Genomic DNA, 24986 nt, shown 5'->3' with positions numbered 1-24986 from the left:
AGCCGCCGCCGCATCGCGGATCAGTCGGGCCGGTAGGCGCGGCCGGATCCCAGAAATCGGCGGGTCGCCGCGCGCGCTTCGGCCTCGCCCTGGGCCTGGCGCGCGGCGTCGAGGCTGCGCGCCCGGTCCTGCGCCGCGAGCAGGGTCTGGACCTGGAGCTGCTGCTTGGCGGCGAGTGCGAGGAGCTGGTTGGTGGCCTGGCTCGCCTGGAGCTGGCCTTCGGCCCCCTGACTGCGTCCGACGATCGCGCCGAGCGCGTCGGCGTCGCGCGCCACTTCCTTCGCGATCCGCGCCTGGAGCCGAAGCGCCTGGCGATGGGCCGCGATCGCCGCCTCGAGGCGCGCAGCGCCGCCGCGCGCCGCGGCGCCAGAAGTTCCGGCGACCGCACCGATATCCGGAACCAGCGTCGTCATCTCGCGCTCGAGCGTGGCGGGATCGAAGCCGAGGCCGCGCGCTTCGCGCAGCAGCGCGCCGGTTTCGGCGATGTTCGCGCGGAGCTTGGCGAGCTCGGGAAAATCGATGCGGCTGAGGTTGCGCGCCTGGTTGAGCAATCCCGTCGATTCGTTCTGCAGCGAGCGCACCTGGTTGTTGATCTGCTCGAGGGTGCGCGCCGCGGTCAGCACACTCTGGCCGTAGGTGCTCGGATCGAAGACGGTGAGCTGCGCAGCCGCCGGTGCCGGCAGCGCGGCGGCGAGCGCTGCGGCGAGCGCCGGTATCGCTACGATCGCCCTTGTGCGGTGCGGCCTACGCGGGCGTCGTCCGGTGCCGGTTGCGCGCGGGCGAAGGGTGCGGCGGATCATTGGTCTGTCTCCTGGCTGGCGGGGTGGAAGTCGGCGGCAAGCGCGGCGGCCCAGTCGAGACCCGCGCGGCGCAGCAGACCGCCGGCGAGGTCCTCGGGACCGTGGTCGGCGAGCAGTGCATCGATCGCGCGCTGCGCGTCAGGATCGGAGGCGGCGGCGAAGGCGAGCGCGACGGGTCCGAGGTCGAGCTCGAACATCCGGTTGCCGCGCGCCGACTGGAGATAATATTGGCGCTTGGGAGTCGCCTCGCCGATCAGCGCGATCTGGCGGGGATTGAGCCCGAAGCACTGATAGGCTTCGCGCGCCTGCGGCTCGACGGCGCGGTCGTTGGGCAGGAAGATGCGTTGCGGGCAGCTTTCGACGATCGCCGGCGCGGCGCTGCTCGCGGCGATGTCGGCGAGGCTCTGCGTCGCGAACAGCACCGCGACATTCTTCTTGCGCAGTACCTTCAGCCACTCGCGGATGCGCGCCGCGAACAGCGGATGGTCGAGGAAGATCCAGGCTTCGTCGAGGATGAGTAGCGTCGGCTGCCCGGTGAAGCGCGCCTCGAGCCGGTGGAAGAGATAGGTCAGCACCGGCGCTGCGGCGGGCTGATCGATCAGCGCCTCGGTCTCGAAACATTGGAGGTCGCCGAGCGCGAGGCTCTCGTCGGCGGCGTCGAGCAGCCGGCCGTGCGGCCCCGAGAGCGTGTAAGGCGCGAGCGCCGCGCGCAGCGCGTTGGACTGCAGCAGCAGCGACAGGCCGGTGAGCGTGCGCTCGGCCTGCGGCGCCTCCGCAAGGCTCGCGAGCGCGGCCCAGAGCATGTCCTTGGTTTCAGGCGTTGGCGGTGCGCCCTCGTGCGCGAGGAGGCCGGCAAGCCAGTTCGCGGCCCAGCCGCGCTCGGCCGGATCGTCGATGCGCGCGAGCGGCTGGAAGGCGAGACTGCCGGCCTCCGCGTCGCCATGGCCGAGCGCGTGATGCGCGCCGCCCATCGCCAGCACCGCGGCGCGGGCCGACCAGCCCTTGTCGAAGATATAAATCTGCGCGCCGGGATAACGGCGGAACTGGAGCGCGATGAGCGCCAGCAGCACGGACTTTCCGGCGCCCGTCGGCCCCACCACCATCATATGGCCGACGTCGCCGACATGTGTCGAAAGGCGAAAAGGGGTCGCGCCGCGGGTCTCGGCATGGAGCAGCGGCGGGCCGCCGAGATGGGCGTTGGCGGCGGGTCCTGCCCACCGCCCGTGCAGCGGCATCAGATGCGCGAGATTGAGGGTATGGACGAGCGGCTGCCGGACATTGGCATAGGCATGGCCGGGGAGCGATCCGAGCCAGGCCTCGACGGCGTTGATCCGCTCGCGAATGGTGGTGAAGCCGAGCCCGTTGATCACCCGCTCGACGGCGCGGAACTGGCGCTCGGCTTCGTCGCGGTCTTCGTCGGCGACGGTCACCGAAATGGTGAGATAGCCGAACGCTACATGATCGCCGCCGAGCGCCTGGAGCGCGAGATCGGCGTCGGCGACCTTGTTGTCGGCATCTGAGTCGAGGAGCTGCGCCGGCTGGCTGGTCAGCATCTCGCGGAACAGCGCGGTGATCGATTTGCGCTTGTTGAACCATTGTCGGCGGATCGCGGTCAGCGCGCGCTCGGCCTGCGGCTTGTCGAGCGGCAGGAAGCGTGTCGTCCAGCGGTAGGCGAAGCCGAGCGCGTCGAGCGCTTCGAGGATGCCGGGGCGGCTCGCTTCGGGAAAGCCCAGGATGCTGAGCGTGCGCAGATGCCTGTCGCCGAGCATCGGCTCGAGGCCGCCGACGAGTTCGGTGTCGGCGAGGATGGCGTCGAGATGGACCGGCGTCGCGGGTGCCGCCACCGGATGACGACGGGTCGAGATGCAGCCGTGGAGATAGGTCAGCGTCGCCTCGTCGTCGAGCGCACGGGCCTCGGGCATGAAAGCGGCCAGGAGGTCGATCGCGCGATCGGTCTCGGTAACGAAATCGGCGAGCTCGGCGCGCCAGTTGCGTCCGGGCCTGGCCTCGGGCGCATCGACGAGTGCGCGGCCCGCCGCCGCCGCGGTGTCGGGGCGGGACAGCCGGCAGAGCGTCAGATGATGGACGGTCTCGAAGTGCTGGCCTGCGGCGCGGAACGCGGCGCGGCGCTCGCGCTCGACCAGCCAGCTCGCGACGTCGGGGAACGCGCTGTCGGGATAGGAAGAGACGGCGCGCCGTTCGGCCTCGCAGAACAAGGCCCAGCCCGAGCCGAAGCGGCGAAAGATATTGTTGGCGCGTGCCGCGACCGCGACCAGTTCGGCCGGGGTCGCGCTTTCGAGATCGGGACCGCGAAAGCGGATCGTACGCTGGAAGCTCCCGTCCTTGTTGAGGACGACACCGGCGGCGACCAGCGTCGCCCAGGGGAGATGATCGGCGAGCCGGTCCGCGCGCCGGCGATATTCGTGGAGCATCAGCATGAAAGATGCGCCTTCTGGCGGAGGTGGCGGAGCGTCACCGCGAGAAAGTCGGGGTCCCGGCGCGCCGCCGCGACCGCCAGGCTGTGGCAGAGCGCCCAGAGGATGATGCCCGCCAGCCATTGCTGCAGCCCGAGACCGATCGCTGCACCCGCGGTGCCGATGGTGATGGCGAGCGCACGCGGGGCGCCGCCGAGCAGGATCGGCGCGCCGAGGCTCGCATGGATGGGCACGATGAAGCCCGGCACGTCTTCGCTCCCCGCACTCATCCGACCAGCGCTCCGCCCGCGAAGCTGAAGAAGCTCAGGAAGAAGGAGGATGCGGCGAAGGCGATCGAGAGGCCGAAGACGATCTGGATGAGACGCCGGAAGCCGCCCGCGGTTTCGCCGAACGCAAGCGTGAGGCCGGTGACGATGATGATGATCACCGCAACGATCTTGGCGACCGGTCCTTGGACCGATTGCAGCACCTGCTCGAGCGGCTGCTCCCACGGCATGCCCGAGCCGGCGGCCTGCGCGGCGGCGTGCTGCATCAGGGAGGTCGCAGCCATCGCGCTGGTGGCGAGCCGGGCCGTGATGTTGCGACACCGGCCGCGGCTCGGTTGCACGCAGCAGGGGCGGGAGCGGGGGCGAAGACGATGCGCGAGGTCTCGAAGATGCGGCGTTCTTGCGGTCATGATCAGGGCTCCTGGAAGTGCGGATCGTCGCCGAGTGGTTCGGTCCGGTAGCGGCCGTCGGGCAGCAGCCCGTCGATCCGAAGAATGGTCTCGACTCGGCGGGCAGGGCCGCGGCCGGCGATGAAGGCGACGACATCGATCGCCTCGGCGATGAGCGCGCGCGGCACGGTCGCGACCGCCTCCTGGACGAGCTGCTCGAGCCGGAAGAGCGCGGCGAGCGCGCTGTTGGCGTGGATGGTCGCGATGCCGCCGGGGTGACCGGTGTTCCAAGCCTTCAGCATGTCGAGCGCTTCGGGACCGCGCACCTCGCCGATGATGATCCGGTCGGGACGAAGACGGAGCGTCGAGCGGACGAGATCGGCCATCGCGACCCGGCCGGTGCGGGTGCGCAGCGCCACCAGGTCGGGCGCAGCGCATTGCAGTTCCCGGATATCCTCGATGAGGATCACCCGCTCGTCGCGGGTGGCGAGCTCGACGAGCAGCGCATTGGCGAGCGTGGTCTTGCCCGAGCTCGTGCCGCCGGCGAGGAGGATGTTGCGACGTCCCGCGACGGCCAGCGATAGCCGCCGCGCATCTTCTGCGGCAAGGATGCCGTCGGCGACATAGTCGGCGAGGCTGTGGATCCGCCGCGCGGGCTTGCGGATCGCGAAGCAGGGTGCGCTCGCCACCGGCGGGAGCAGCCCTTCGAACCGTTCGCCCGCAGCGTCGTCTGCGCGCGGCGGCAGCTCGGCCGAGACGATCGGCGCATCGGCATGCGCTTCGCCGCGGACATGCGCCGCGACCAGGCGGATGATGCGCTCGACATCGGCGCGCGCCATCCGGATGCCGGTATCGGCACGGCCCTCGCCCAATATGTCAAGGCGCAGCGCGCCGTCGGGATTGACCATGATCTCTGCGACGCGCGGATCGGCGAGCGCCGCGGCGATCGCAGGACCCATTGCGGTCGCGAGCATCGCCCGGGCCCGCGCGCTCGACTGGTCCGCGGCGCTGAGCGCAGGCGGGAGCGAGGCGGCGGGGGCGGGGGCGGAGGCGGGCCCGGGGACGGTGCGCTGGCCGCTCATGTCTCGCCGTCCGATCCGGCATCGAGCGTCCGCTTGCCGCCGGCGATGCTGCGGCCGACCTGGGTGATGAAGGCCTCGAACCGTCGGCGTGCCTGCGCGCGGCCGGCGGCATCCTCCTCGGCGAGCGGCGCGCGAACCGAAAGCTCGTAGCGGATGAAGAGCGCGAGCGATTCGAGGAGAATGTGGAGGTCGCGCTCGATGCGGCCGAGACTGCGCGACAGCGTGTCGAGCCGGGGTCCGAAGCGATCGTCGATCTCCGACGCGCCTTCCAGCTTGAGCATGCGGTCGAGCGCTTCGGCGAGCAGCGCCGATTTGGTCACGCCCGGCGCTGCAGCGAGCGCTTCCAGACGGTCGCTGAGCGGCTTGCCCAGAAACAATTGATGGCGGATGCGCTCTGCCATCTCAGAAACCCGGGAGCATCTGCTGGGACGGCGCCAGCGCCTGGTCGACGCCGAAGGCGCGCGTTGCGCTCAGCGCCCGGAAGCGCGCGAGTTCGCCGTCGCCGGCCGCGTCGAGTTCCTCCTCACCGAGCCCGAGCGGGTCGGCGGCCGGCTCCGGGGCGGGCGCGGCCGGCAAGTCGAGCGGCGGCATCCGCGACTGCTCGAGACCGCCGTCTGCTCCGTTGGCGGCGACGGGTTCGGCCGCTGCGCATGGCTGGCCTGCCGGCGCGGCCGTCCAGTCGTGGCCGCGCCGCGGCGGCAGGTCGGCAGAGCGGCCCGGGACGGGCGGGTCGACGACGCGGCGCGCCAGTGCGGGTTCTTCATAGTAGCGTAGCTTGTGTGCGCGGACCGGCGGCGCTCCCGCTGCGAAGATGATTTCGGCGTCTGCCGGGAGCTGCATGACTTCGCCCGGCGTCAGCAGTGCACGCGCTGTCTCCTGGCGGCTGACCATGACATGGGCGAGCCAGGGCGCGAGCCTGTGGCCGGCATAATTGCGCATTGCACGCTGCTCGGTGGTGGTGCCGAGCGTGTCCGAGATGCGCCCCGCGGTCCGCTCGTCATTGGCGGCGAAGGCGATCCTCAGGTGGCAATTGTCGAGGATAGCATTGTGCTCGCCATAGGCCTTTTCGATCTGGTTGAGCGATTGGGCGATGAGGAAGGCACGGACGCCATAGCCGGCGAGGAAGGCGAGGCTGGTCTCGAAGAAGTCGAGGCGGCCGAGCGCGGGGAATTCGTCGAGCATCAGGAGCAGGCGATGGCGCGGCGCGTCCGCGCCGGGCAGCGTCTCGGTCAGGCGCCGGCCGATCTGGTTGAGGATGAGCCGGACGAGCGGTTTGGTGCGGCTGATGTCCGAGGGCGGTACGACGAGATAGAGCGTCACCGGCGCCGCGGCTTCGACGAGATCGGCGATCCGCCAGTCGCAGTCCGAGGTTACCGCGGCTACGGTCGGGTCACGGTAGAGACCGAGGAAGCTCATCGCCGTCGAAAGCACGCCGGAGCGCTCGTTCTCGCTCTTGTTGAGGAGTTCGCGCGCCGCCGCGGCGACCACCGGGTGCGGTACCGGCGCTGCGTCGGAGCCGAGATGATTGGCCTTGAGCATCCGCTTCAGCGTCGCGGTGAAGGGCCGCTTGGGATCGGAGAGGAAGGCGGCGACGCCCGCCAGGGTCTTGTCGGCCTCCGCGTAGAGGACGTGGAGTATCGCGCCGACGAGAAGCGCGTGGCTGGTCTTCTCCCAATGGTTGCGCCGTTCGAGCGCGCCTTCCGGGTCGACCAGGATGTCGGCGATATTCTGGACGTCGCGGACTTCGAGCGCGCCGCGGCGGACCTCGAGCAGCGGATTGTAGCGCGCCGATCGCGCGTCGGTCGGATTGAAGCAGAGGCAGTGCGAGAAGCGGTTTCGCCAGCCGGCGGTGAGCTGCCAGTTTTCGCCCTTGATGTCGTGGACCACCGCCGAGCCGGTCCAGCTGAGGAGGGTAGGGACGACGAGGCCGACGCCCTTGCCCGAGCGGGTCGGCGCGAAGGCGAGGATATGCTCGGGCCCGTCGTGGCGGAGGTATTCGCCGTCGTACCGGCCGAGCATGACGCCGTCGGGTGCGAGAAGGCCGGCGCGGCGGACGTCGCGCCGGTCCGCCCAGCGCGCCGAGCCGTAGGTGGTGACGTGGCGCGCCTGGCGTGCGCGCCACAGCGACCCGGCGATCGCCGCGGCGCAACCCGCGAAGCCGCTTGCGCCGGCGATGGCGCCGCCGGTGTCGAACACCCCGGGCGCATAGGCCTCGAAGCGGAACCACCAGGGGAAGAGCGACCAGGGATGATAGACGGGCCGTTCGAACAATTCGAACCAGGCGGGTCCGAGCTCGCTTTGATGGCCAAGCGCGCCGGCAACCCATTGGGTCGCGATCCACAGGCCCGCGACGACGATCGCGAGCGTCACGAGGATCTGGCCGACAAGGAGTTTGGTGGGGGTCATCGCTTCGAGTCCGCGGCCGGCGGGGATTCGACGGCTGCGGGCTCAAGGTGGCCGATCGGGCGCCGCGCGATGAGATGCCGTACGGGGACTTTCGGGCCCGTTGCGGGACATTGGGGTCCGGCGGCCCGGCGACGTCGTCTCATGCGGGCGGCAGACGACGCCCTGCTGTCGGCGCAACGGCGACGGGAGGGGTCGAGCCGGCGCCGGCAATCGAGCCGGGCCGGTCCGCCGGACGGCCACCGCATCATGCGAGAATATGGCTGCGGCGATCCTGGAAATTTGCCGCCTTGCATGGACCTGCTTATGCAGGACGCTTGTCCCGGATAGGCAGCGAGGCGAATGGCTCTGCTTAAGGTGATGGGCCGTAAGAATCTGATCTGGCAGGTTATCGCCCTGGCGGTGGTGCCGATCTTTCTGGCGATCCTGACGCTGCTCGTTTCGCGGGGCTTCGCCGAGACCGAAGCCCTCCGCGGCGACGTCATCCGCTCGTACGAAAGCCGGTCCCGGCTCCAGCGGATCCTGTCGTTGCACCAGGATATCGAGACGGGACAGCGCGGCTTCGCGTTGACGTCCGACCGGCGCTTTCTCGAACCCTATGAGGCCGCTGGCAGCGCGCTGGATCGGGCGTTCCGCGGCCTTTCCGCGAGCGAGCTGGCAGGCGCCAGCGCCGCTGCCGATCTGTCGGCATTGCGGCAGGCGTCGCAAAGGAAGCGCGCGTTCGCCGACGATGTGGTGCGCCTGACCCAGCAGGGCCGTGCCGACCAAGCGCGGCGTCTCGTCGGCGCGGGTCGCGGCAAGGGGCTGATGGACGAGATCCGGACCGTGATCGCGCGCATGGACCGGCATGAGCAGGCCCAGCTCGCGGCGCGCACCGCCAGTGTCGTGGAGGCCCGCGACCGGCTGAAAAGCCGATCGCTGTCGCTACAGCTCATGCTCGTCCTGCTGTTGGCGCTGGCGGCGGCGATTGCCCTTCGCCAGGCGCGCGAGCGCAATGCGGCATTGCGCCGCATCGAGGATCTCGCCGCGCGCCAGGAGGCCATCTTCGACGGCGCGAAGGACGGCATGATCGTGCTCAATCCGAGTGGCGGCATCGAGAGCTTCAACCCCGCGGCCGCGCGCATGTTCGGCTATGACGACGGCGATCTCCAGCGCCGCGATGTCGGCATCCTGTTCGATGCAGCGCCGGATCGCGGCGTCGTCGAGACCTTTCTCAAGCGGCTGAGGGCCCGGCGCGGCACCGCATCGACCGAATTCCAGGAGTTCATGGGGCGCCGCAAGGACGGCGCGGTATTTCCGGCCGAAGTGTCGATCAGCCCGGTGCAGCTGCCGGACGATGTCCGGTTCCTCGCGATCCTGCGCGACATCAGCGAGCGCAAGGAGGTCGACCGCATGAAGACGGAATTCGTGTCGACCGTGAGCCACGAATTGCGGACGCCGCTGACATCGATCGCAGGCTCGCTCGGGCTCGTGGCCGGCGGGGCGGCGGGGACGGTACCGCCATCCGTCGCGCGCCTGGTAGAAATCGCCCGGTCGAACTGCGCGCGGCTCATTCGCCTCATCAACGACATTCTGGATATCGAGAAGATCGAGGCCGGACGCATGACGTTCGACCTCCGTCCGCTCGCGCTGGCGCCGTTGCTCGCGCAGGCCGTCGAGGCGAACAAGGCTTATGCCGCCGAGCAGGATGCCACCCTGTTTCTCGGGCCGGTCCGCGAGGATGCCGTCGTGCTCGGCGATGAGGACCGGTTGATGCAGGTCCTCACCAATCTCCTGTCGAATGCTGCGAAATTCTCGCCGCCCGGCGGCGCGGTGCGGATCGCGGTGACTCCGAACGGCACGTTCTGGCGGGTCAGCATCACCGACGAGGGACCAGGCATCCCTGAAGCGTTCCAGTCGCGCATCTTCACGAAATTCGCGCAAGCCGACTCGTCCGATACCCGGCAGAAAGGGGGCACGGGCCTCGGCCTCAGCATCGTGCGCGAGATCGTCGCTCGGCTTGGCGGCTCGGTGCAGTTCGAGACGCAGGCAGGGCAGGGCACGACATTCCATGTCGATTTGCCGCCGCCCGTCGCTGCGCGCCCGGCGAAGGTGGACGAGCCGCTGGGCCGCCTCGACGGCAAGGGCCTGCCTTTGATCCTCCATGTCGACGACGATCCCGATATGCTCCGGGTGGTCGCGGAGCTGTTCGAGGGACGCGGCCAGGTCCATTCGACACCGAGCATGGTCGAGGCCCGGGCATCGCTGCGCCGCTATGTCTTCGATGCCGTGATCCTCGACATCGGCATGGAGGACGGCAACGGCCTCGATCTCATTCCGGCCGTTCGCGAGAATGGCGACAGCGCCGTCATCGTGTTCACGGCACAGGAAACGGAGTCGCCGCGGCTGGGCGAAGCAGACGCGGTGCTGATCAAGTCGCGCGTCGCGCTGGAACGGCTCGTCGAGGATGTGCTGCGGCTGGCGCGAGACGGACAGGCGACGGAAGGTCGGATGTGATGCGCATATTATATGTCGACGACGAGGCGGACATCCGCGAGGTGGCAGCCATGGCGCTGGAGCTGGAGCCCGGTTTCGAGGTCAGAAGCTGCGCCTCCGGCGCCGAGGCGCTTGCAGTCGTGACGGAATGGCATCCCGACCTGATCCTGCTCGACGTGATGATGCCGCAGATGGACGGACCCGCCGTGCTGGCGCGGCTTCGCCAGCGTCCCGCAACTGCCGATACGCCCGTGCTGTTCGTCACCGCCCGCACTCAGCAGCAGGAGGTGGCGCAACTTCGTGCGCTCGGGGCTCAAGGCGTGATCGCCAAGCCATTCGATCCCATGACTCTCGGGCGCCAGGCGCGGGATGCGCTCGGATGACGGACTTCGAGGCGAAAATGGCGGCCCTGAAGATGCGTTTCGCGGCGCGCGCCGCCGAGGACGCGGCCGGGCTTGAGCGCGCCGCCGGCGCGGGCGACTGGGACGCGGTGCGCGAACGAGCGCACGGACTTGCCGGCCGCGCCGGCATGTTCGGCCATCCCGGGATCGGCGACGCCGCCCGTTCGATCGAGGAAGAGATCGACGCCGGGGGGAGCCCGGTCGGTGCTGTCGTCGCGCTTGCAGCCCTTCTGCGCGGGATCGATCAGGGGCTTTGAAAGCCCTTGCGTGTCATCTCGCCCCAGCCCTGCTGCTTGCGTAGGAATTGCCAGTAACCCTTCACGCGCCAGAGATTGTTGATCTGGCGATAGCCGAAATTCTCCAGCACAGCGACGAAGGTGAGGATGGCGAGATCGCGTGCGCGGGGCAGTCGGCGCAGCTGCACTTCCTCCAGCACAAGCGCCGCCACGCTGACGAAGACACCGAAGGAAAACACGACGGCGGCGAACGCCAGGACATAGTCGAAGGCGATGAGTCCGAGGGCCCAGAGCAAGGGTATCAGAAGATAGCCCGCGACCTCGACGAGGGGGCCGATCACGTCGACGACGAGCACTTGCCCCATACCCAGGAAACCAATGCGGCCGTAGCGGGGGTTGAAGCACATGTCGCGATGCTTGAAGAAGGTCTCCAGGCTGCCGCGCTGCCAGCGCGCGCGCTGGCCGCCAAGGATCTTCAGGGTTTCGGGTGCTTCGGTCCAGCTCACTGGGTCGGGGATGTAGGTGACGCGATAATCCTGCTTCCGGTCGCGCAAGTGGCGGTGCAGCTTCACCACCAGCTCGAAATCCTCGCCGACCGTGTTCTGGCTGAACCCGCCGACGTCCACGGCCGTGCTGCGACGGAACAGTCCGAAGGCGCCCGATATGATCATCAGCGCCTGCATCTGGCTGAGCCCGAGCCGCGCCATCAGGAAGGCGCGCAAATATTCGACCGTCTGGACGAGCGCGAGAAAATTGCGCGGCAGCCGCCCTTCGATCACGCGGCCATCTTCGACGCGGCAGCCGTTCGCGATGCGGATCGTGCCGCCCACCGCGACGGTCTTGACGGGCTCCTCGACGAACGGCCGGACCGCGCGGATCAAGGCGTCCGGCTCCAGCAGGGTATCGGCGTCGATGACACAGATGATCGGCGCGCGGGCGACATTGATGCCCGCGTTCATCGCATCGGCCTTACCTCCGTTCTCCTTATCGACCACGATCAGCCTGGGAATGTCGGGGTTGGCATAGATGCCGCGGATCGTCCGGCATTGGACGGCCGTGTCATGGTAGCGCCGCACGGGGCGCACGCCAAAGGCGTCCATCATCACGTCCAGCGTGCGGTCCTTCGATCCGTCGTTGACGACGATGACTTCGAAGTCGGGATAATGAAGCGCGAGCAGCGCCTTGGTGCTCTCCACGATCGTCAGCGCTTCATTATAGGCGGGGGCGATGATCGCGATCGGGGGCGCCAGATCGGCGTAGCGCTGCCAAAGATCCGCGGTCGACACGGTGGGCGGGCGCTTGTGTAGGGCCCAGCCTGCCATGGCGAGCTGGATGACGTAGAGCGTCACCTGAATGAGTCCGGCAAGGATGATCAGCAGCGCGATGACCTCGGCGGCGGCCATCGTCCAGGCCGGAAGCTCCGGGGTCATCGTGCCTCGCCCCGTTCCGCCAGCACCGTGGCGGCGGCATCCCGCGCGACGATCGATCCGAGACAGGCCGCCTCGCGAAGCCGCGTCGCCCCGGATTTGCCGAACGCCATGAGCGCCTCGGCCGCGCGGAACCGCACCCACCACTCGCGATCGTCGAGAAGCGCCGTCAGCCGGTCGGCGGCCTCCTCGAGGCCGATCTTTCCCGCCGCGGCCGCTGCTGCGGCGCGGGCGCTCACCGATCGGCGTTGCAGGCCGTCCAGGATCGCGTCGCGCGCCGCGGGATGACCGAGCAGGCCAAGTGCGCGCAGATAGCGCGGCAGTTCCTCCGAATCGTCCGGCGCGTCGAGTGCGAGCCGGGCGATCGCGGGGACGAGCGAATAATCGCCAGTCGTGGCGAGCGCCTCGATTGCGGCAAGGCGTGCCTGACGGTTGGTGCGGTCATCGAGCACCAGCGCCTTGATCTCGTCAGGCCGATCTTCGGCGATGATGCGGAAGAGCGTCACCATCATCATCGAATCCTGGCCGTCGCCAAGGCCGAGCCGGCCGATCAGCGCATGGATGTCGTCGGCCTCGCCCGCCTCGGCAAGCGACAGGGCCGCGGCGAGACGAACATCCTGGTTGTGATCTTCGAGCGATGCATGAAGCCGCCGAAGGCTTTCCTCGTCGTGGAACTGCGCGAGCGACTGTACCGCGACCAGCCGCCGCCGCGCCGAGGCCGAGCGGGTCAGCCGGCCGAGATGCTCGGCAACGCCAAGCTGTTGCGCCTGCGCGACGAAGGATGCGCGCTCGTCGCCGCGAACGAGCCGGATCAGGTCTAGAAATGTCTCGGCGACGAGGTTGCGGGGCAAAGCCTTCAGCTCTTGCGCGGAAAGGGGGGCGCCCCGCATCAGATTGTGCGCCAGCTGACGGCCATGACGCCGCCGCTTCTCGTCCCGGCGCTGGGTGACGACGCGCGCGATCATGAGCGCGATCATCATGGCCAGCGCGGTCCCGGCCAGCAGCAGCGAAAGCTCCCAGATGAGGAGCAGCTCGGTCAAAAGCGAAGACCCAGCCCCAGACCGATCTGGGTGCGGTCCGCACCGGTGTCGCGATCCTCATGGGCGAGCGACAGGCGCAGCGTGGTGGTCGAACTGACATCGAAGCTCACGCCGCCGAAAAAGCTGCGCGTGTCGATGACGAGACCTTCGGACGTGTCGGGCGCATCGCTCAGCCCGGCGAAAAGGCGGAGGCGGTCGGTGGCCTGGCCATCGGCCCGGACGAGATAGCCCGACTGATGCCTGCCCGTCTCGTCGAACAGATGGATCCAGCGAGCGGTCAGCCAGAGGCGCCCCCCGGCGAAATATTGCTCGATCCCGGGCGCGAGCGTCTGAACATCGCCGCCCGCGAATTCGGCCTGGCGCGCATCGAGGGTCAGGGCGGTCGCGTCGCCGCCGTCCGAAATGCGGACCGATCCTCCGGCGCCGATCTGGTAGCGGGGACGGAAATCCGCCCCCGGCGTGCCTCCCAGGGTGAGATAGATGCGAGCGCGGTCCGACAAACGGTGATCAAGGCCGAGTTCGGCGTAGACATCGCTGTTTCCGAAGCGGCGCGCGATCTCCGCGCGGCCGTGAAGACCGGTCCGGCCGTTCGCCTGGCGGCGGATCTGCAAACTCCCCTCACGCCAATCGGGCTGCGGATCCTCGACAAAGCTGTAGCCTCCGTCGATGTCGAGCGACCAGAGATAGGCCTCGCCCGGGGCGCGCAGCTGCGCGCGCAGCGCCTCGGCGTCTGCATTGTCCCGGCCGACGGGCGAAAGCGCGCGCAGCGCTGCGGCGCGATCGCCCCGGCGCTGTGCGATCCGGGCCTGGCCGATGTGCGCGTCGGCATAGCCGGGCGCCGCCGCGAGCGCCGACTGGAAGGCCCGTTCCGCATCGTCGGTGCGGTCGAGCGCCAGGAGGGCATAGCCCAGCTGGACCTGCGCATCCGCGTTCGCGGGGTCCGCAGCGACGAGGGGTCCCAGCAGATCCACGGCGCGCTGCGCGTCGCCGCTCTGCCGCGCCGCGACGGCCTCGCGATAGGCAAGTTCGGGCGTGAGGGTCTGCGCAGGGAGCGGCGCGGCCATCAACGCGGCCGCGAGCGGCAGGATCGCCGCTCTCATGCCTTGGCCTCTATCACCCGGTTGAGGCGCGTGATCAGTTCTTCGGGAATGAACGGCTTCACGAGATAATCCCGGGCTCCGAGCTCCAGTGCGCTCAATATGTCCTTCTCCTGCTTGCGCGCGGTCAGCATGATCACGGGGATCGACGCCGTCTCCTCGCGCCTGCCCAAGCGGCGGAGCACCTCATGGCCGTCGAGCACGGGCATCATCGCGTCGAGCACGATCGCATCCGGTCTTTCACTGCTGGCAGCCGCGACCGCTTCGCCACCATCGCGCGCCACGATCACTTCGAAGCCCCGCGCGCCAAGCCGGTGCTCGAGCAGATCGACGAGCAGATCGTCGTCGTCGCAGACAAGGATTTTTCGGTCGCCCACAATTCTCAATCCGCTACCCGGGTGCTCACCCATATTGAGGACATCAATACCTCTTTCGACGTTTCGTTGCGTAAGCGTGCCGGGTGAGGCGGGGGTTAACCACGATTTCCGATCCGAGGGTGCAAAGGAGCATCCCGCGCCGGGGTCGCTGGTGCGCGGCAAAGCGCAAGCTTCAGCCCAGCGCGGGCCTGCCCCGCTTGCGGCCGTCCGACCAGGCGAGGCCACCGTCGCTTCGCACCCTGGCGCTGATGTGCTGCCCGAGCTTACGCTCGAGTGACGGCTTCCAGGGCAGCAGCGTGAAGTCGTGGGCACGCTCGACGAGCGCATAGCTTCCGCCCGGATGATCGATGCGCCGGGTGAGACGGCCTTCGACCGGCATGTCGCGGCCGGCCGGCGTGTGTGGTTTGCCGAGGGCGGCGGCGATCGGCGCCGCCGCGGCGCGAAGGCTTTGTCGCTCCAGCTGGCGGATCGCATCCGCGCGCAGATGTACGGTGCCGCCGGTCTCGATGGCGAGCTGGCGGGCGACGAGCCACCGCCGGCGCAGCTCCAGCGCATTGCGGAGCTCGTGTCCGAACCCCGTGTCGCGAACGATGAGCGGCGCTTTTGCAGCAAGCGTGCGATCGAGCCAGGTCGCGCCTTCCGCGCCGGCAAGCTGGGCGAGATCGCCGGTCGCAAGCAGAGTGACGCGGTCCGCGGTCTGACGGCGGGCGCCGTCCCCGGCGGGCGCAGGAGGTGCCCGGACCTGGACGATAGCATTCTCGGGCGTCGGCGCGTTCGCGTCGCCGCGACCGATGTCGACGTGATGGAGGCGGCCATCCACGCCGTCGATCAAGAGATAATGGCGGTCGCGGTGCTCGTCGGCGAGACCGCGGGCAAGCACCCGTCCGATGATCGTGCCGCGCTCTCCGATCGCAATGTCGGCCGTGCGGACGTCCCGGCCCTTGGCGGTCAGAGCGCGCTGCATCGTGCGGACGATGTCGCCGCGCTCGCCCATCGTGCGGAGCGTCGCGTCGAGGCCCTCGGCGAGCCGATAGCGGCCGCCGCCGATATCCTCGGCGAGACCCAGCGCGATCAAGGTCTTGAGGCGGCCGGCGTTCAGCGAGCGCCGAAACGGATCGCGGTCGTTCGCCGTCACGATCCGGTCCGCGCCGGCACGGGCGAGGAGGCTCCGGTCCGTTGGCGTCAGCCGTTCTGCGCCCATGTCGCGGCGCAGCCGCTGCTCGATCTCGAGCGTGGCGCGGGGACCGAGATCGCGCGTAACGATGTCCGATGCCCGTGCGCGAAGGCCATGCGCGATATAGTCGCGGGCGATGACCAGATTGGCGCCATTCTGGTCGACGCCGCGCAGTAGGATATGGCTGTGCGGCTGCCCGGTGTCGCGATGATCGACCGCGATCCAGTCGAGCCGCGTGCCCAGATCCGTGCTGGCCTCGGCCATGAGCGTGCGAACGAAAGGCTTGAGGTCCGGATATGCCGCGCCGTCCTCGGCCGAGACGATGAAGCGGAACTGGTGCCGGTCGGCGGAGGCGCGTGCCAGGAATGGTTCGGCAGGCGCGTGATCGCTGTCCGGGCCATAAGGCGTACCCGTCTCCCCGGGACTGGAGACGCCATCGCGCTGGATGTAGCGGAGATGCGCCCGCGCGGCGGCAAGGCCCGGACCGGCGAGCCGGACGAGACTGGTCTTGATGATTACCCGGCGCGCGCGGAAGCGCGCGAGCCTGTCGCGGGAACCAAGAAAGCGCGCGGTGCCCGCACCGCGGCCGATGCGGCTGCCGTCGAAACGGACGGCGCGCTTGGGCGCGCCCGAACGCGCCAGCCTGACTGCGGCGGCGACGCGGCTCTTGAAGCCCCGACCTTTGCCCTTGCTGCCGATCCTGCCCAGGCGGGGTTCGAAATCGTCGTCGGCCATCGCGACGCTCGCCCTGCAGGCATCAGCGAACGGGCCGGATCACGAACAGCGGGTCGGGCGCGTCGACTCCGCCAGTCTCGTCAGCGTCCAGGCGGGGCGATCGCTGCAGAACCACGAGCAGCCGATCCGGAGGTTGAGTAGTGGTCGGGGCCCCGGCCGCGGCGCCGGCACGGACGCCACGCCCGGATCCGCTGGCGTCCGGCGCTACCGCAGCGAGATAGGCCCGCGTCTCGGCCGGAAGCGGAGCGCCCGTTGCGAGATGGCGCGCATAACGGTCCGGGCCGGCATTATAGGCCGCGAACAGGCCGGGATAGCCGAACCGCCGATACATCTCCGCCAGATAGGCCGCACCGGCAGCGACATTGTCGGGCGGATGGTCGGGATCGGGACCGAGCGTGTGGCGGTCCCGGAGCTCCGCCCAGGTGCCGGGCATCAGCTGCATGAGGCCCATGGCGCCCTTGCGCGACCGTATCGGCGCGCCGCCGTGCGTTGTCCGGCCGCGGCTTTCGGCCAGCATCACCCGCTCGATCCAGGCTTCGGGAACGCCGAAGCGCGCCGAGGCGGCCGCTATTTCGACATGCCAGCGGACAATGGCGGGATGGCGCGACCGGGCTTCGCCCGCCGCGGCCGGACGACCATGACTGTGCGAAACTGGCGGATCGGTAATCGGTATCGCCGGGTCGGCTTCGGTTGCGCCGGCTCCGCCATTCGCAACCTGGGCCAAAACGCCGAAGACTGCGCCGACCCAAGCGCGGACCCACCGTCGTCGGCCGATGGCTGGGCCGACCGGCGATGCCGCGCTCGCGGGCATCACCATTTGCGGGCCAGTCCAATGATGTCCCGGCGATGGCTGGGACCGAAATAGCGTCCGTCGAAGGAATGGGACGCCGGTGCCAGCAACAACAGTTCGTCCGGGGCGAGCCGACGACAACCCTGCCAGTGCGGCAAGGCACGGCCCGCGCGATCCGCGCTGCGGCGAAGCGCGACGAGTGCGCCGTTCACGAACAATCTGTCGCTTCGTGCACAGAGATGGTCGGGGGATATGGCGGCCACACGCTTGAGCGCGGGCAGTCCAGCCGGGAGATAGTTGCGCGCGCTGGCGAGCGTGCGCGACGCAGCGGGCAACCGGGCCGCGACGAGATCTCCTTTCCGCCATCCTGCGCGCTTGGTGACGACATAGAGGCCCGTCGGCACGCTGGCGCTCGCGTTCCAGAGCAAGCCGGGTGAAGGCGTCAAGACCGACGGTACCGAAAGAGCCGCCATCGCGGCTGTGGCGACTACGAGGAGGCGTCGCCGCCGGGCGCGCGAGAGGCGGCTCGAGCGTAATGCCCGCCCCCACGCGTTCAGCGGCCGGTCGCAGACCTGGGCGCGCCACTCACTCGCCATGCTGTCCGCTTGCGTCCGACCAGGCCGTCAGGTCGTCGATATGATAGCGGACGACGCGGCCGTGCCGCCGGAAGTGTGGCCCTTCCGCGCGACGGCGCATCCGCTTCAGGAGTTTCGCCGACACCTTGAGCCAGGCCGCTGCCTGCTCGGTGTTTAGGAATGGCGAGCCGCGCTTCGCCGCCTGCGCACGCATGATGCTGTCGTCGGTACCGGCCACGCCTCGTCGTCCCGTCAGTGTCGCTGGACGGTCTTCGGCGGCGTTGCTGCCATCGGTAAGGCTCGCATTTGGCGAGCGGCATTTTCGAGCCCCCCCGCGGCGTGGCGATCAGGGGGGAAAACGCGCGGCCGCTCAGTCGCGCGGCTCGCGGCGCGTCGCGTCGGTCACTTCGCGGTCATGGCCGCTCTTGTCGCTGAAGAAGGCGGCGGCGAACAGGCCGCAACCGAGCAGTACCGAGACGAAGATGCCGGCGATCGCCGCCACCACCATGTGCAGTCGGAGCGGACCGTACAGGGACAGGTAGCAAAGCGAGGCGATGACCATCAGGGCACCGGCCAGCGCGATCCATCCCATCATGCGGCGGAATTCCGAGGCGGCACGCTCTCTGTCGGGCTGCATAGTCACGATCCTTTGCTGCGCGGTGAATACCCCTTCGCTGCTTCGCTCCGCCAACGGGATCATGTCGTCGCACTGATCGGATCTGTCACTAAGACCGGCGAGCTTCCGGCGAATAGCCGATCCACCATTCGGCGAGATCAGAGAGGAGGGAGCGCGGGCGGACCGAACCGGTGCGGCGATGGTGCGGTGCCGAGCGCGGAGACGCATCATGGCCAGTGTGCCCCTCCTGACGGATAACGGTTTCACGTCATCTGCCCCTCATGTCGAAGCGGCCTATCGGCTTCGCGACCTGCTTAAAGCCCGCAAATCTCTTGACCGGCGTGATCTTAGCGCCGTCCTGGCGGCTGTCGCCGGTGCGAGCGATGCAGACGCCGCGTACAATCTTCGGGAGGCCTATGATGCTCTCGAGCTTGGAGTCGCGCTCCTGCTGGCGTCTCCGGAATTTATCTCTGCGAGCCAGCAGCCGCGGGATGTGCTGGCAACGCTTCGCGCGTTCGCCTCCAAGCTACCGGTGCAGAGCTTTCGCAGCGAGCGCCAAGTGGCGCTCCAGCAATTCTCGACGCCGCTCGGGCTCGCCTATCTGGCATCGCGGGCGGCAAGGTTGCACGCCGCGGATCTCGTCCTTGAGCCCTCCGCGGGCAACGGCCTTCTCGCTTGGCCGGCCCACCACGCGGGCTGCAATCTGCTGCTCAACGAGATTTGCCCCCGGCGGACGGCAGGGCTGCGGGCGGCTTTTCCTGAGGCGAAGGTCTTCCCGCATGACGCGGAGCTCATCGACGACCTCCTTGATCCGGTATTGAGGCCGGACGTCGTCCTCATGAACCCGCCCTTCGCGCGCAGCCTCGGCCGGGGGGCGGATCGTCATGCCGCCGCGCGGCACCTCGTCTCGGCCTTTGCACGGCTTCGGGAGGGAGGCCGGCTAGTCGCAATCATGCCGGAGAACTACAGGCAAGATGGCGACTGCATAGCGGCTAGCGAGGCGTTCGGCGTTAAGGCTACGACGCGGCTCGATGCGCTGATCGCGCGTGGCCCTTTCCTGAGACATGGCACCGGCGTCGCGGTCCGGCTGCTCGTCATCGACAAGGCGGCTGCCGGCGCCAACGCTTCCCCGATCGCGGCCGATAGCCTCGATCATCTCTGCGAATTGATCGAGGCCCTGCCGGCGCGCGAGCGCGCGGTCCAAAGCAATGAGCCTCGACCGACCGCACGCAGCTGCAGGCGCTTGCCGACATTTTGCGCCAGCGCTCCAAAGCCGCAGGCCGCCCCGAGCCGCGCCATCGCAGGCGGCGACGTGGAAGCCCTGCGATATTCGGTGTTGGTCAGTGCGGCGGCCGCGGCCGATGCCGTCGGCCAGTATCTACCCTACAGGCCAAGCCGCATCCGCTTCGCGGGCGCTGCAGCGCATCCGACGCCGCTCGTCGAGTCCCTGGCCATGGGCGCCATATCGGCGCCCCCGCCCGCTTACGTCCCGCATCTGCCTCGCCGGCTCGTCGCAGAAGGACTGCTCTCCGACGCGCAGCTCGAAACGCTGATCTATGCGGGAACCGCTTTCGATCGTGACCTTCCGGGCACTTTCGCGTGTGACGACGGCTGCACCCTGCAACCCGACGCGGCCGGTCAGACCTACCGGCTCGGCTTCTTCCTGGGGGACGGAACGGGCGCGGGAAAGGGGCGTCAGGTCGCCGGCGTCATTCTCGATCGATGGCTTCGCGGGGAGTCGAAACATATCTGGATCAGCAAGAATGAGGCGCTGCTCGAAGATGCCCGGCGCGACTGGTCCGCGCTCGGCGGCCTGCCGATGGACATCCAGCCGCTTTCGGCATGGAAAATCGGCGCCACCATCCATCACTCGGGCATTCTCTTCGTCACCTACCCGACGCTCCGATCGGGGCGCGGGGACGCGACGCGTCTGGCGCAGATCCTGGAATGGGCAGGGACCAGCTTCGAAGGCGTGATCGCCTTCGACGAAGCTCATGCCATGGCCAATGCGGCGGGCGGCGAAGGCAAGCGTGGTGCCGTCAAAGGATCGGAGCAGGGCATTGCAGGCATCCGGCTCCAGAATTCGCTAGCTCGCGCGCGTGTCCTTTATGCATCGGCGACCGGCGCGTCGGACATCAACAACTTGGCCTATGCCGCCAGGCTCGGTCTGTGGGGGGCCGAGACGGCGTTCGCAGACAGGGCGCAATTTGTCGCGTCGATCCGCTCCGGCGGTATCGCGGCCATGGAGTTGGTGGCGCGGGACCTGAAGGCCCTGGGCCTCTACACCGCGCGCGCACTCTCCTTTGCCGGGGTCGAATATGATGTCCTCGAACACCGGCTGACTGGATCGCAAATCGCCGTCTACGATGCTTACGCCGACGCCTGGGCGATCATTCACAATCATCTTGATGCCGCCTTGGCGGCGACGCGCGTCGTCGATGCAGCGACGGGCGACACGCTCAATCCGCAGGCCAGGTCCGCAGCAATCTCGCGCTTCGAAAGCGTCAAGCAGCGCTTCTTCGCGCAGCTGCTGCTCGCGATGAAGCTGCCGACGCTGCTGAGCGCCATCGACGCCGACCTCGCTGCCGGCAACAGCGTCGTCATCCAGCTCGTCTCCACCGGCGAGGCAATGCTCGCGAGGCGCCTGGCCGACCTCGACCCTGCCGAGCGGGCGTCGCTTGCGATCGACCCGTCGCCTCGGGAATATGTGATCGACTATCTCGCGGCCGCCTTTCCGACCCGCCTGATGAACGTCTTCACGGATGCCGAGGGAAATCAGCGCTCCGAACCGATGTCCGATGCCGAAGGCCGACCGGTCCATTGCCAGGCGGCGGTCCGGTCCCGGGACGATCTCATCGAGCGCCTGTGCGCGCTGCCGCCGATTGCAACGGCGCTCGATCGCCTCGTCGAGATATATGGGACCGCACAGGTTGCCGAAGTCACGGGCCGCACGCAGCGGCTCATTATCGGCAGTGATGGCGCCCAGAAGGTCGAGCGCCGCGGCGCCGGTGTCAACCTTGCCGAGGCGCAGGCCTTCATGCGCGGCGACAAGCGCATCCTCGTATTCTCCGACGCTGGCGGGACAGGCCGCAGCTATCATGCCGATCTTGATGCCGCGAACCAGCAGCGCCGCATCCATTATCTGCTGGAACCGGGCTGGCGGGCCGATGCCGCGATTCAGGGGCTCGGTCGCACCCATCGCACGCGCCAAGCCGCCGCGCCCTTGTTCCGGCCGGTGACCACCGACGTTCGCGGCGAACGCCGTTTCATCTCGACGATCGCGCGGCGGCTCGATGCGATGGGCGCGCTTACCCGCGGGCAACGTCAGACCGGGGGGCAGAATCTGTTCGACCCCGCCGACAATCTCGAAAGCCCCTATGCGCGCGAGGCGTTGCTTGGCTGGTATCGCTTGCTCCACCGCGGCAAGCTCCGCTCGATCGCGCTGACCGCCTTCGAGGCGGCCTCGGGCCTGCGCCTCACGATCGAGGGTGGGGCGTTGCGCGAGGACCTCCCGCCCATCCAGCGCTGGCTGAACCGCCTGCTGGCTTTTCGCATCACGCTCCAGAACGCCATCTTCGACGAGTTTCTTTCACTCGTCGAAGCAAGGGTGGCTGCAGCGCGCGGGGCGGGCACGCTCGATATCGGTGTGGAAACGCTCGCGGTCGAGGATTTCCACGTCCTGGACGACCGGCTCTTACGCACCGACGCCAAGTCCGGCGCCACCACCCACCTGCTCCGCCTCGAGGCAAGGTTCCGGCAACGGCCTGTCGGCCTTGCCGGACTGGAACGGGACCATGGGACCCGCGCCGGCATGCAGCGCTTGGTGAACAGCCGGTCGGGAAAGGCTGCCCTTCGGATTCCGGCGCGAAGCTTCCTGTCGGACGAAGGCACGGCAATATCTCGCGTCGCGCTCATCCGGCCTCTAAAGCGCGAATATCTCACGTCCCAGCAACTCGCGGAATCCTGTTGGGAGCCAGCGTCGGACGAGCGCTTCGCCACCGCCTGGGCCGCCGAAGCCGAAGCCATCGCCGCCACGCCTCGAACGGAGGTCCTGCATCTTGCCACGGGACTGCTGCTTCCCGTCTGGGACAAGCTGCCCGAAGATCATCTGCAGGTGATCCGTATTGCCGCCGACGATGGTAGATCTCTGCTCGGCCGCGCCGTGCCGGAAGCAGCGCTGGCGCAGCTCGCAGCGCGGCTCGGGCTCGATCTGCCCGAGAGCCAGGATGCGGCAAGCATCGTAAGAAGCGTGCTCGCGGGGGGCGCGCCGCTGCCGCTTCAGGCTGGCAGCGCGCTCGTCGTGAAGCGGAGCCGCGTCAACGACAATTACCGGCTGGAGCTCACCGGCTTCGATGCGGCACGCCTCGGCTGGTTCAAGGCGCAGGGCTGCTTCACCGAGATCATCCGCTACCAGACGCGGCTCTTCGTGCCCGTCACGGGCGCGGACGCGGTCCTGACGCGCCTGGCCGCCTGACAGCGAGGCTTTCACAGCGGCGAGCCGCCACCGGGCAAGAGAGAGGAGGGAGGCGGGCGGTGGGTGAGCCGAAGGCGCAGGAGTGGCTTGCGCCGGGCTCATGAAGGAGTGCCACCGATGATCGTCTCGCTTCCTCTCGATACGCTATGTCCGTCGCCCCGCAATGTCCGGCAATCGGCCGACGCGGCCGCCGACCTCCAGCTCAAGGCCGACATCGCCGGCCGCGGACTCATTCAGAATCTGGTGGTCAGCAAGGCCAAGAAGCCCAAGGGCCGCTATCATGTCGAGGCGGGCAACCGGCGGCTCGCCGCGCTGCAGGCGCTGGCCGCGGAAGGCGCGATCGCACCCGACACGGGTGTGCCCTGCCTCGTCGTCGAGTCCGATCCGGTCGCAATGCGCGAAGCCGGTCTTGCGGAGAATTTTCAGCGGCTCTCGATGACCGCTGCCGACGAGTGCCGCGCCTTCGGTCAGCTGATCGCCGACGGGGCCGATGTCGAGGGTGTCGCACGGCGCTTCGGTCTTACGGTCCGCTTCGTCGAGGGCCGCCTTCGCCTGTCCGATCTCGCGTCCCCCGTGTTCGATGCGCTCTCGCGCGGCGCAATCACGCTCGATGTCGCCAAGGCCTATGCCGTCAGCGCCGATCGTGAGCGGCAAGCCTACGTGTACGAGCAGCTGGCCAACGGTTATGGCGCCACCAGCCCGGACACGATCCGCCGGATGATGACGGAGGCCAGCATCCGGGCCGGCGATCGCCGCGCACTCTTCGTCGGCGAGGACGCCTATGTCGCGGCGGGCGGGCGCATCGAACGAGATCTGTTTGCCGACGAGACGGAGGCCCGCTGGCTCGATATCGCGCTCGTCGATCGTCTTGCCGGCGAGAAGCTCGCCGCGCTGGCCGATGCAGCCGCCTCCGAACAGGAATTGGCGTTCGTCCGGCCGATCCTCGATCCCTGGGTCAATGGCGACCATGTCGCGGGCCTCCAGCGGATCGATGTGGCGCCGATGCCCTTGACCGATGCGGAGGTGCAGCGGATCGATGCCCTGGAGGCCGAGATCGCCGATCAGATCGCGATCCTCGAGGACGAGCGCAGCAGCGAAAGCGAGCTAGTGAAAGCCGAGGCCGCGGTGCAGGACGCATCGCAGGCCCTTCGCGCGATTACCGACCGGCCGCCTGTGCTCGATCCGGAGCTGCAGTCACAAGCAGGCACATTCCTGCTGATCGACGAAACCGGCACGGCGGCCCTTCATCGCAGCTACTTCCGGATTGCTCCTTCGTCCGCCGACGAGGCGGAGGAGGGCAATGATCGCGTGAGTGATACTGTCGATGCCGCGCCCGGGCGCGGCCTGTCGCAGCGGCTGATCGACGAACTCACGATGCAGCGACGCGATATCCTCGCCGTCCATATCGCTGCCGATCCCGCGCTCGCGCTCGATCTTGCGATCTTCCTCGCAGTCGTCAAGGCAGAGACACGGACGCTGGAACAGACGGGCTTCGCGCTTCGCGCAGGGCCGGTGGCCGATCCGATCGGCGACTTCGCGACGCCGGATGCGGCGGCAAGCATCGCGCGGTCTCAGGCTGCCGATGGGCTGGATCGAAGCTGGTTGGCGGGCGACACGCTCGCCGAACGGTTCGACGCCTTCCGAAGGCTCGACGAGCCGGCGCGCGGCGCGTGGCTCGGCCACGCCGTCGCATCGACCCTGGACGCCAGTCTTGGCGGAACGGCGCACCGCTGCGCTTTCCACGATCATCTCGGTGGCCTTCTCGGAATCGATGTCGCCGCCTGGTGGCGCCCCACCGGCGCGAATTATTTCGACCGTGTGCCCAAAGCCGTAGCCTTGAGCGCACTGGCTGCCGTTGGCGGCGACGAGCTTGCGCGTCGGTACGACAAGGCGAAGAAGGCGGAGCTCGCCCAGTCCTGCGAGCGTATCTTCGCGGGTGACTTCATCGCCGACGTCGCGGTCAAGGAAGCCGCGCTTGCGTGGCTGCCCGACGCGATGCGTTTCCAGCCGCCGGCGCATCTCGTCGAGATCTTGGACGAGAGTGACCTTGCGGACGGCCCCGATGGCGAAACGGGTGACGGCCCTGCGCGGCGTCCTGCAGGCGAGATCGCATCGGGCGGCTCATGCGACGGTGCGCCTGAGTGCGAAGCCGCCTGAGCGAATTTGTCCCCATATCGGCGGCCGCTCGGTTTCG

At 68.7% G+C, this 24986-nt stretch carries 21 protein-coding genes; 5 read left to right on the top strand and 16 right to left on the bottom strand.

The window, feature by feature from the left end; all coding sequences use genetic code 11:
* Positions 1 to 20 precede the first annotated feature (20 nt).
* The 7 genes from trbJ to B9N75_RS00875 form a co-directional block, all read right to left on the bottom strand.
* Positions 21 to 800, bottom strand: coding sequence for a P-type conjugative transfer protein TrbJ (gene trbJ / locus B9N75_RS00905; RefSeq protein ID WP_085217098.1), 780 nt, complete (start codon positions 798 to 800; stop codon positions 21 to 23).
* On the bottom strand, positions 797 to 3238 hold the full coding sequence (gene trbE, locus B9N75_RS00900) for a conjugal transfer protein TrbE (protein ID WP_085217097.1): 2442 nt from the start codon (positions 3236 to 3238) through the stop codon (positions 797 to 799). Before trbE ends, trbJ begins: the two co-directional genes overlap by 4 nt.
* The gene (locus B9N75_RS00895; protein ID WP_085217096.1) at positions 3232 to 3504 is read right to left on the bottom strand and encodes a VirB3 family type IV secretion system protein; all 273 of its coding nucleotides are present in this window, start codon (positions 3502 to 3504) and stop codon (positions 3232 to 3234) included. The genes trbE and B9N75_RS00895 overlap by 7 nt, the downstream gene beginning before the upstream one ends.
* Complete coding sequence (locus B9N75_RS00890) at positions 3501 to 3812, bottom strand: TrbC/VirB2 family type IV secretion system protein (RefSeq protein ID WP_085219327.1); 312 nt, start codon at positions 3810 to 3812, stop codon at positions 3501 to 3503. The genes B9N75_RS00895 and B9N75_RS00890 overlap by 4 nt, the downstream gene beginning before the upstream one ends.
* Before the next feature lie 101 nt (positions 3813 to 3913).
* The gene (gene trbB, locus B9N75_RS00885) at positions 3914 to 4864 is read right to left on the bottom strand and encodes a P-type conjugative transfer ATPase TrbB (RefSeq protein WP_085219326.1); all 951 of its coding nucleotides are present in this window, start codon (positions 4862 to 4864) and stop codon (positions 3914 to 3916) included.
* Positions 4865 to 4968: 104 nt separating this feature from the next.
* On the bottom strand, positions 4969 to 5373 hold the full coding sequence (locus B9N75_RS00880; RefSeq protein ID WP_085217095.1) for a CopG family transcriptional regulator: 405 nt from the start codon (positions 5371 to 5373) through the stop codon (positions 4969 to 4971).
* Between the two features lies 1 nt (position 5374).
* Positions 5375 to 7378, bottom strand: coding sequence for a conjugal transfer protein TraG (locus B9N75_RS00875; protein ID WP_085217094.1), 2004 nt, complete (start codon positions 7376 to 7378; stop codon positions 5375 to 5377).
* A gap of 339 nt (positions 7379 to 7717) precedes the next feature.
* Here B9N75_RS00875 and B9N75_RS00870 point away from each other — a divergent pair, with 339 nt between their 5' ends.
* Genes B9N75_RS00870 through B9N75_RS00860 form a run of 3 tightly spaced genes read left to right on the top strand, consistent with a single transcriptional unit; the run spans position 7718 to position 10508 of the window.
* Positions 7718 to 9871, top strand: a complete 2154-nt coding sequence (locus B9N75_RS00870; RefSeq protein ID WP_085217093.1) for an ATP-binding protein — start codon at positions 7718 to 7720, stop codon at positions 9869 to 9871.
* Positions 9871 to 10233: a response regulator gene (locus B9N75_RS00865; RefSeq protein ID WP_085217092.1), complete on the top strand. Its 363-nt coding sequence runs from the start codon at positions 9871 to 9873 to the stop codon at positions 10231 to 10233. Before B9N75_RS00870 ends, B9N75_RS00865 begins: the two co-directional genes overlap by 1 nt.
* Positions 10230 to 10508, top strand: coding sequence for an Hpt domain-containing protein (locus tag B9N75_RS00860; RefSeq protein WP_085217091.1), 279 nt, complete (start codon positions 10230 to 10232; stop codon positions 10506 to 10508). The genes B9N75_RS00865 and B9N75_RS00860 overlap by 4 nt, the downstream gene beginning before the upstream one ends.
* Here the strand turns inward: B9N75_RS00860 and B9N75_RS00855 are convergent.
* The 9 genes from B9N75_RS00855 to B9N75_RS14290 all read right to left on the bottom strand — a co-directional run bounded on the left by B9N75_RS00855 (position 10496) and on the right by B9N75_RS14290 (position 18549).
* The gene (locus tag B9N75_RS00855; RefSeq protein ID WP_085217090.1) at positions 10496 to 11917 is read right to left on the bottom strand and encodes a glycosyltransferase family 2 protein; all 1422 of its coding nucleotides are present in this window, start codon (positions 11915 to 11917) and stop codon (positions 10496 to 10498) included. The two genes, B9N75_RS00860 and B9N75_RS00855, sit on opposite strands and share 13 nt — an antisense overlap.
* Complete coding sequence (locus tag B9N75_RS00850) at positions 11914 to 12954, bottom strand: HEAT repeat domain-containing protein (protein ID WP_085217089.1); 1041 nt, start codon at positions 12952 to 12954, stop codon at positions 11914 to 11916. Before B9N75_RS00850 ends, B9N75_RS00855 begins: the two co-directional genes overlap by 4 nt.
* On the bottom strand, positions 12951 to 14054 hold the full coding sequence (locus B9N75_RS00845; RefSeq protein ID WP_085217088.1) for a YaiO family outer membrane beta-barrel protein: 1104 nt from the start codon (positions 14052 to 14054) through the stop codon (positions 12951 to 12953). Before B9N75_RS00845 ends, B9N75_RS00850 begins: the two co-directional genes overlap by 4 nt.
* Positions 14051 to 14461, bottom strand: coding sequence for a response regulator transcription factor (locus B9N75_RS00840; protein ID WP_197685140.1), 411 nt, complete (start codon positions 14459 to 14461; stop codon positions 14051 to 14053). The genes B9N75_RS00845 and B9N75_RS00840 overlap by 4 nt, the downstream gene beginning before the upstream one ends.
* 139 nt (positions 14462 to 14600) lie before the next feature.
* Positions 14601 to 16337, bottom strand: a complete 1737-nt coding sequence (locus tag B9N75_RS00835; protein ID WP_085217087.1) for a DUF3363 domain-containing protein — start codon at positions 16335 to 16337, stop codon at positions 14601 to 14603.
* A gap of 22 nt (positions 16338 to 16359) precedes the next feature.
* The gene (locus tag B9N75_RS00830; RefSeq protein ID WP_244552463.1) at positions 16360 to 16929 is read right to left on the bottom strand and encodes a lytic transglycosylase domain-containing protein; all 570 of its coding nucleotides are present in this window, start codon (positions 16927 to 16929) and stop codon (positions 16360 to 16362) included.
* Between the two features lie 218 nt (positions 16930 to 17147).
* The gene (locus tag B9N75_RS00825) at positions 17148 to 17723 is read right to left on the bottom strand and encodes a S26 family signal peptidase (protein WP_085217086.1); all 576 of its coding nucleotides are present in this window, start codon (positions 17721 to 17723) and stop codon (positions 17148 to 17150) included.
* Entirely contained in the window at positions 17713 to 17916 is a 204-nt protein-coding gene (locus B9N75_RS00820; protein ID WP_085219323.1) for a helix-turn-helix domain-containing protein, read from the bottom strand. Before B9N75_RS00820 ends, B9N75_RS00825 begins: the two co-directional genes overlap by 11 nt.
* Before the next feature lie 156 nt (positions 17917 to 18072).
* On the bottom strand, positions 18073 to 18549 hold the full coding sequence (locus B9N75_RS14290; protein ID WP_244552381.1) for a hypothetical protein: 477 nt from the start codon (positions 18547 to 18549) through the stop codon (positions 18073 to 18075).
* On the opposite strand from B9N75_RS14290, the gene B9N75_RS00810 reads away from it, so the two are divergent.
* Positions 18548 to 22792 carry a strawberry notch-like NTP hydrolase domain-containing protein gene (locus B9N75_RS00810; RefSeq protein ID WP_172840775.1) on the top strand — a complete coding sequence of 1415 codons (4245 nt, stop codon included), beginning with the start codon at positions 18548 to 18550 and terminating at the stop codon, positions 22790 to 22792. The two genes, B9N75_RS14290 and B9N75_RS00810, sit on opposite strands and share 2 nt — an antisense overlap.
* A gap of 117 nt (positions 22793 to 22909) precedes the next feature.
* Entirely contained in the window at positions 22910 to 24949 is a 2040-nt protein-coding gene (locus B9N75_RS00805; protein WP_085217085.1) for a ParB/RepB/Spo0J family partition protein, read from the top strand.
* The last annotated feature ends 37 nt before the right edge of the window (positions 24950 to 24986 follow it).

Origin of the sequence: Allosphingosinicella indica, from assembly GCF_900177405.1 — a bacterium.
In the GTDB taxonomy this organism is placed as follows: Bacteria; Pseudomonadota; Alphaproteobacteria; order Sphingomonadales; family Sphingomonadaceae; genus Allosphingosinicella; species Allosphingosinicella indica.
The sequence above is the reverse complement of the archived record's forward strand: the minus strand, read 5'-3'. Positions and strand labels throughout refer to the sequence as shown.

Excerpts from the sequence above, each read along its gene's own strand:
- B9N75_RS00855 (WP_085217090.1), bottom strand. The coding sequence starts at position 11,917 with ATGACCCCGGAGCTTCCGGCCTGGACGATGGCCGCCGCCGAGGTCATC.
- B9N75_RS00810 (WP_172840775.1), top strand. The coding sequence starts at position 18,548 with ATGGCCAGTGTGCCCCTCCTGACGGATAACGGTTTCACGTCATCTGCC.
- B9N75_RS00860 (WP_085217091.1), top strand. The coding sequence starts at position 10,230 with ATGACGGACTTCGAGGCGAAAATGGCGGCCCTGAAGATGCGTTTCGCG.
- B9N75_RS00845 (WP_085217088.1), bottom strand. The coding sequence starts at position 14,054 with ATGAGAGCGGCGATCCTGCCGCTCGCGGCCGCGTTGATGGCCGCGCCG.
- trbE (WP_085217097.1), bottom strand. The coding sequence starts at position 3,238 with ATGCTGATGCTCCACGAATATCGCCGGCGCGCGGACCGGCTCGCCGAT.
- B9N75_RS00820 (WP_085219323.1), bottom strand. The coding sequence starts at position 17,916 with ATGCGTGCGCAGGCGGCGAAGCGCGGCTCGCCATTCCTAAACACCGAG.
- B9N75_RS14290 (WP_244552381.1), bottom strand. The coding sequence starts at position 18,549 with ATGATGCGTCTCCGCGCTCGGCACCGCACCATCGCCGCACCGGTTCGG.
- trbB (WP_085219326.1), bottom strand. The coding sequence starts at position 4,864 with ATGCTCGCGACCGCAATGGGTCCTGCGATCGCCGCGGCGCTCGCCGAT.
- B9N75_RS00870 (WP_085217093.1), top strand. The coding sequence starts at position 7,718 with ATGGCTCTGCTTAAGGTGATGGGCCGTAAGAATCTGATCTGGCAGGTT.
- B9N75_RS00865 (WP_085217092.1), top strand. The coding sequence starts at position 9,871 with ATGCGCATATTATATGTCGACGACGAGGCGGACATCCGCGAGGTGGCA.
- B9N75_RS00880 (WP_085217095.1), bottom strand. The coding sequence starts at position 5,373 with ATGGCAGAGCGCATCCGCCATCAATTGTTTCTGGGCAAGCCGCTCAGC.
- B9N75_RS00875 (WP_085217094.1), bottom strand. The coding sequence starts at position 7,378 with ATGACCCCCACCAAACTCCTTGTCGGCCAGATCCTCGTGACGCTCGCG.
- trbJ (WP_085217098.1), bottom strand. The coding sequence starts at position 800 with ATGATCCGCCGCACCCTTCGCCCGCGCGCAACCGGCACCGGACGACGC.
- B9N75_RS00835 (WP_085217087.1), bottom strand. The coding sequence starts at position 16,337 with ATGGCCGACGACGATTTCGAACCCCGCCTGGGCAGGATCGGCAGCAAG.
- B9N75_RS00805 (WP_085217085.1), top strand. The coding sequence starts at position 22,910 with ATGATCGTCTCGCTTCCTCTCGATACGCTATGTCCGTCGCCCCGCAAT.
- B9N75_RS00895 (WP_085217096.1), bottom strand. The coding sequence starts at position 3,504 with ATGAGTGCGGGGAGCGAAGACGTGCCGGGCTTCATCGTGCCCATCCAT.
- B9N75_RS00825 (WP_085217086.1), bottom strand. The coding sequence starts at position 17,723 with ATGGCGAGTGAGTGGCGCGCCCAGGTCTGCGACCGGCCGCTGAACGCG.
- B9N75_RS00840 (WP_197685140.1), bottom strand. The coding sequence starts at position 14,461 with ATGGGTGAGCACCCGGGTAGCGGATTGAGAATTGTGGGCGACCGAAAA.